At 43.7% G+C, this 6,332-nt stretch carries 5 protein-coding genes; all 5 read left to right on the forward strand.

The features are described 5' to 3' along the window. The first annotated feature begins 243 nt into the window (after positions 1-243). Positions 244-1,020, forward strand: coding sequence for an enoyl-CoA hydratase (locus CXF65_RS10870; protein WP_101212062.1), 777 nt, complete (start codon positions 244-246; stop codon positions 1,018-1,020). Positions 1,021-1,157: 137 nt separating this feature from the next. Beyond that, the gene (locus tag CXF65_RS10875) at positions 1,158-2,762 is read left to right on the forward strand and encodes a 3-hydroxyacyl-CoA dehydrogenase (RefSeq protein WP_198552001.1); all 1,605 of its coding nucleotides are present in this window, start codon (positions 1,158-1,160) and stop codon (positions 2,760-2,762) included. Positions 2,763-2,823: 61 nt separating this feature from the next. Further along, entirely contained in the window at positions 2,824-4,026 is a 1,203-nt protein-coding gene (locus tag CXF65_RS10880; protein ID WP_025650735.1) for a 3-oxoadipyl-CoA thiolase, read from the forward strand. A gap of 119 nt (positions 4,027-4,145) precedes the next feature. Beyond that, entirely contained in the window at positions 4,146-5,867 is a 1,722-nt protein-coding gene (locus CXF65_RS10885; RefSeq protein ID WP_101212064.1) for a fatty acid--CoA ligase, read from the forward strand. Positions 5,868-5,996: 129 nt separating this feature from the next. Continuing rightward, a partial coding sequence (locus CXF65_RS10890; protein ID WP_101212065.1) for an acyl-CoA thioesterase occupies positions 5,997-6,332 on the forward strand: 336 nt, incomplete at its 3' end.

Here is a 6,332-nt window from a genome sequence, read left to right on the forward strand (position 1 = left end):
ATCGATAGTTTATTAAATTACAATACTTTTGGTTTAAAAAACCGCAATGCGGTATTTATAAAAGAAGTGATACATTAATGGACTAATTATTTATCGATTTAACTGGATTTTACTCTTCACAAAAGAAAATAAACAGTATATATTGGTACTGAATATCGCTATGCGGTATTAATAATCATAATTATCAGTGTGTTTTAAGGGTGACAGCAGTTTACTTAAGGACATTACTTAAAGGACAGCATCATGGAAGAGCAAATCATCATTTGTGAAACGTTAAACAATGGCGTGAGTTTGATAACACTGAATCGTCCCAAAGTTCGCAATGCTTTAAACACTGAACTACGCGAAAAAATGGCAGAGATTTTCATCAAACTAAACGATGACCCAAAGACTAAAGCTATCGTGCTAACGGGTGGTGATAAGGTGTTTGCGGCTGGTGCTGACATCAATGATTTCCTAACTACCAAAACAGTCGATGTGTATTTACGCCACAGCGAGCGTTATTGGGATGCCATTACCAATTGTCGTAAGCCGATTATCGCAGCGGTAAATGGCTATGCGCTTGGCGGTGGCTGTGAGCTTGCTATGCATGCCGACATCATCGTCGCTGGCAAGTCTGCTAAGTTTGGACAACCAGAAATCAAAATCGGACTGATGCCCGGTGCAGGAGGTACGCAGCGTTTGTTTCGCGTGATTGGCAAACATAAAGCCATGAAGCTGATACTAACAGGCGACATGATAAGCGCTGATGCAGCGGATCAAATGGGGCTGGTCTCTGAAGTGGTCGAAGATGAGGCGACTATTAATCGTGCCATCGAGATTGCTGAACAACTCGCAGGTTATTCGCCTATTGCTTTAACCCAAATTAAAGAAGTCGCCAATCTTGGGGTGGATATGCCGCTACAAGCCGCATTGGCTTTGGAGCGTAAAGCCTTTCAAATTTTATTTGATACCGAAGATCAAAAGGAAGGCGCGAAAGCCTTTTTAGAAAAACGTGACGCGAATTATAAAGGTCAGTAGCTTGTCAAAGCATAGACTTTCCGAGACATAGATTTCTCAAAGCATAGACTTCTCAAAGCATAGAAAGAAACAGCACATATACTTTGAAAACGAGACTATTCGATAAGAGCATATAAATTAACAAGACCATATAAAGGATTATTATGACTGTTAAATCATTAGCCATTATTGGCACCGGTATTATGGGTATGGGTATTGCCCAAATCGCCGCCCAAGCAGACATTCAAGTGCTTTTATTTGATGCCAAAGCAGGCGCTGCCGAGCAAGGACGCCAATCGCTTCAAGCTATGTTAGAGAAGCTAGCGGCTAAAGGCAAATTCACCGATGAGCAGCTACAGTCTACTTTATCGAATCTAACCGTGATTGAAGATATAGCCAAAATTGCCGATGTTGATGTCGTTATTGAAGCAATCATTGAAAATTTAGACATAAAAAAGCAGCTGTTTAAGCAACTAGAAAGCCTTGTCCCTGCCGAGACGATTTTGGCAACCAATACCTCATCGCTAGCGGTGACGGCAATAGCCTCCGATTGTGAGCATCCAGAGCGCGTGGCAGGATTTCACTTCTTTAATCCAGTACCCTTAATGAAAATCGTTGAAGTGATTCCGGGCATTTCTACCAAATCTTCAGTAGTAGAAACGCTTACAACTCTAGCCAAACGCATGGGGCATTTAGGGGTCGTTGCAAAAGATACCCCAGGGTTTATTGTCAATCATGGCGGTAGAGCTTATGGCACAGAAGCGTTGAAAATATTAGGCGAGGGCGTTGCTAGTTTTGAAGACATCGATCGCATTTTACGTGATGGCGCAGGCTTTCGAATGGGGCCATTTGAGCTGCTTGATCTCACCGGTATCGATGTGTCGCATCCAGTGATGGAGTCGATTTATAACCAATATTACTTTGAGCCTCGCTATCGTCCGCATCCTTTGACCCGTCAAATGCTAACGGGTAACAAGCTTGGTCGTAAAGTTGGTGAAGGCTTCTACCAGTACACAGACGGTCAAAAAGTGACATCAAATACAAATCAACAATTACCTTATAAGACAGATTCCGATACCTCCAACCTCTCAGTTTGGATTGGCGCAGATTTAGCAGAAGATAAACAACAGCTGATTGATCATCTAAACGCTAATGACATCACTATCGACGATAATGATCAGCCAAATCCTGACAGTTTAATATTACTGGCAATTTATGGCGAAGATACCACCAATGCGGCTATTCGCTATCAAGTTAATCCAAAGCAAGCGGTCGCCATTGATATGCTGACTGACTTATCCCAGCATCGTACTCTCATGCCAAGTATCGTTACAGAGGATAAGTTTGTGGCGCAAGCTTATGCTCTATTTTCTAGAAATAATAAGTTTGGTAAAAGCTCGGATGAGGGCTCAAATATGGCTATCGATGCCACGCTGATTACTGAAAGCACTGGTTTTGTGGCGCAGCGAGTCGTTGCTATGGTCATTAATTTAGGTTGCGATATTGCGATGCAAGGTATTGCCACACCAAAAGATATCGACAATGCCGTCAAGCTTGGATTGGGTTATCCGTATGGTCCTATCTCATGGGGAGATGAGCTTGGTGCCGAGCGTATTTTACTTATCTTAGAGCGTATCTATGGGTTAACAGGTGATCCGCGTTACCGTCCAAGCCCATGGTTACAGCGCCGTGCCAAGTTAGGCATCTCATTATTTACTCAACAGAGTAATTGTCAACGCTATATTGCTGATGCTAAGAGCTAGACCAATTTAATAAACCCTACATTTTAATCAGACAAATTCTCAAACACAACAAGGAACAGTTATGTTAGACGCCTATATTTATGATGGATTAAGAAGCCCTTTTGGTCGCCATGGTGGAGCATTAGCAACCGTGCGTCCTGATGACTTAATCGCCACAGTGATGAAAGATTTGGTTGAAAAACATCAATTACCTAGCGATATCTTTGATGAAGTGCTGATCGGTAACACCAATCAGGCCGGTGAGGACTCACGCAACATCGCTCGTAATGCTGCATTGCTAGCAGGACTAGATGTCAAAACCCCCGGTCAAACCGTCAACCGTTTATGTGCTTCAGGGTTATCTACTGTCATTGATGCCGCTCGCGCAATTACTTGTAATGAGGGGGATATATTTTTAGCAGGTGGCGTTGAGTCAATGACCCGCGCGCCCTTTGTGTTTGCCAAAACTGAGCAGCCTTTTAGTCGTGAATTTAAAGTATTCGATACAACTATTGGCAGCCGCTTTCCCAATCCTCTTTTGACTAAAGAATTTGGCAGCGACAGCATGCCGCAGACGGGTGATAACGTCGCTCGCAAATATGGTATCACTCGCGAGCAAGCAGACAAATTCGCCGCAGCCTCGCAAGCTAAATACCAAGCCGCCAAACAAACGGGATTCTTTGACGAGGAAATAACGCCAATCATGGTATCGCAAGGTAAAAAATTACCTGAAAAAGCGATAGCAGAAGATGAGCATCCTCGCGCCAGCTCTACTGTCGAAGCGCTACAAAAACTTAAGCCTTTAAATCATGAAGGGGTCGTCACAGCAGGTAATGCGTCAGGTATTAATGATGGCGCAGCGGCTTTAATTATTGGCTCAAAGCAGGCAGAAGAAAAATTAGGCTTTAAGCCTATTGCCAAGATTCTGTCATCTGGTGCTATGGGTGTTGAGCCTAATATTATGGGCGTAGGACCTGTTGAGGCCATCAAATTGTCACTAAAACGTGCCAAGCTGACCCTTGATGACATGTCCATCATTGAGATTAATGAAGCCTTTGCCTCGCAAGTACTCGGCTGTCTAAAAGGTTTAGATATTGATTTTGATGACAAGCGTGTCAACCCCAATGGTGGGGCGATCGCTGTCGGACATCCGCTGGGTGCATCAGGGGCAAGACTTGCATTGAGCACAGCGCGCGAGCTACAGCGTACGGGCGAAAAATACGCAGTGGTCAGCTTGTGCATTGGCATTGGGCAAGGGCTTGCCATGGTAATAGAACGAGTTTAATTCTTTCGTTAATCCACTGTAAAAGAGTGACAACGTTAACCTCGCTTGCCTTGCCCTTCTTTTAAATTGAATCAACTATATGCCCTCGCCATACTATTTTATTATCAAGGACGACAATAATGACTTCTATACTTAACCAACATGAGGACTACCAACAAGCTGAAGAAGCGTATGGTTTTCCTTTAATTATCAAACAGCTGCTAAACCGTGCAAAAATTGCCTCTACGGATCAAACCATTAGTTATGCCGATAAGGTTACTTATACCTATGCTGAATTTTTTAAGCGCGTTAATCGCTTGGCAAACGTCCTGAAAAACATGGGTTTACAAGCAGGCGATGTGGTTGCTGTTATGGATTGGGACAGTCATCGTTACCTTGAAGCGTATTTTGCCGTGCCGATGTCTGGCATGATTTTACAAACGGTTAATGTACGCTTGGCTGAAGATAAAGTGCTGTACACCATCAATCATGCTAAGCCCAAAGCCTTGTTGCTAAATGCTGAGTTTGAGCCAATGGCTAAAAACTATCGTCATGAAGCCCCTTCTATTGAGAAAATTGTTTGGCTCGATGATACTGGCTTTGATGATGCTGAGTATGGCGAAGACGATACAAAAAACCATACAAAAACTGAGCAAGCTAGCATGCCAGATTATGTCGAAGGTGAATATGAAGCCATGCTAGCAGCTGCTAGTGATGCGTTTGATTTTCCAGATTTCGATGAAAATACCATCGCCACGACATTTTATACGAGTGGCACGACGGGCGACCCAAAAGGCGTCTTTTTTACCCATCGCCAGATCGTATTGCAGACGCTGGCAAGTACGTTAGCATCTGCGCTAAATGCCGAAGGTCAAGGCGCGCGCTACAATGATGTGTACATGCCAATGACGCCATTATTCCATGTGCATGCTTGGTGCTGGCCGTATGGGGCAACCATGATAGGGCTTAAGCAAGTGTATCCGGGGCGCTATCTAGCTCCCACTTTGGTGGATTTAATTGAGCAGCACAAAGTCACGCTTTCACATGGCGTTCCAGCGATCTTACAGATGCTATTAAAAGAGATGGCCGCACGAGGACGTAAGTTTGATGGGCTGAAGTTGTTACTCGGTGGCTCAAAGTTGAATGAAGGTTTGGCCAAAGCAGCCATTGAAAGCGGTATTGAGTTTATGTCGGGATTTGGCATGTCAGAGTCTTGCCCCGTGTTATCGAGAGCGGTGTTCGATGATAAAACGGACTCGATGGAAATGAAGGATCAGCTCAATTATCGGTGTCTTTCTGGCTCACCCATTATGCTCGTCTCAATGGAAATTTGGGATGAAAACGGCAAAGCTTTACCAATGGATGGTGAATCGACAGGGGAGCTTGTGATTCGAGCACCTTGGCTGACCCAGAGTTATTTTAAAAACCCAGATGCTGGCAATGAGTTATGGCGCGGTGGCTGGATGCATACCCAAGATATTGCCTGTATTACCTCTGACGGCACGCTAAGCATTACGGATCGGCTTAAGGATGTGATTAAGTCTGGTGGTGAGTGGGTATCTTCGCTTGAGGTCGAGACTATTTTATCCTTCCATCCCAGTGTCGCTGATGTTGCCGTCATTGGCGTGCCACATGAAAGATGGGGCGAATGTCCTTTAGCGTTAGTGGTTTTAAAACCTGAATATATCGATACCAAAGCGGATGATATTTTAGCCTTAGGTCATCAAGCGGTAGAGAAAGGCCATTTACCAAAGTATGGCGTGCCAAGCGAAATCAAGTTTTTAGCAGAAATGCCAAGAACCAGTGTGGGTAAGCTCGACAAGAAAAGAATGCGGATAATGTGCGCAGAAAAACTCATTTAATCCAAAAATTCTATCGATGACTGCAAAAGATAATTGCAAATTTTTTTTTGAATGTTCAACAGACCCTAATAATTTTAACGTATGTGTCAATAACACGTACGTTCATTGGCATGACGAGACGAAAAAACTATGAAAGCTTTAGCTATATTACCGGAAATCCAAGAGGTGCTGGATAAAGACAAAAACCATCCCATGCATGGCTTCGCGGTTATCTACTCTCAACAAGTAGCGTGGGGCGATATGGATGCTTTTGGTCACGTCAATAATGTGGTCTATTACACTTATGCCCAAAACGCTCGGATTTACTACAACAGTCAATTAAATCTATTTAATGAAAATACTTTTTCCGTCATGGCAGCATCATCCTGTCAATACTTCAAACCCGTGACTCACCCCGATACCTTATGGATTGGGGTTCGAGTAAAGAAAATTGGCAATGCCAGCTTGATTCATGAATATACCTAT

Source organism: Psychrobacter sp. Sarcosine-3u-12 (genome assembly GCF_002836005.1).
In the GTDB taxonomy this organism is placed as follows: Bacteria; Pseudomonadota; Gammaproteobacteria; order Pseudomonadales; family Moraxellaceae; genus Psychrobacter; species Psychrobacter okhotskensis.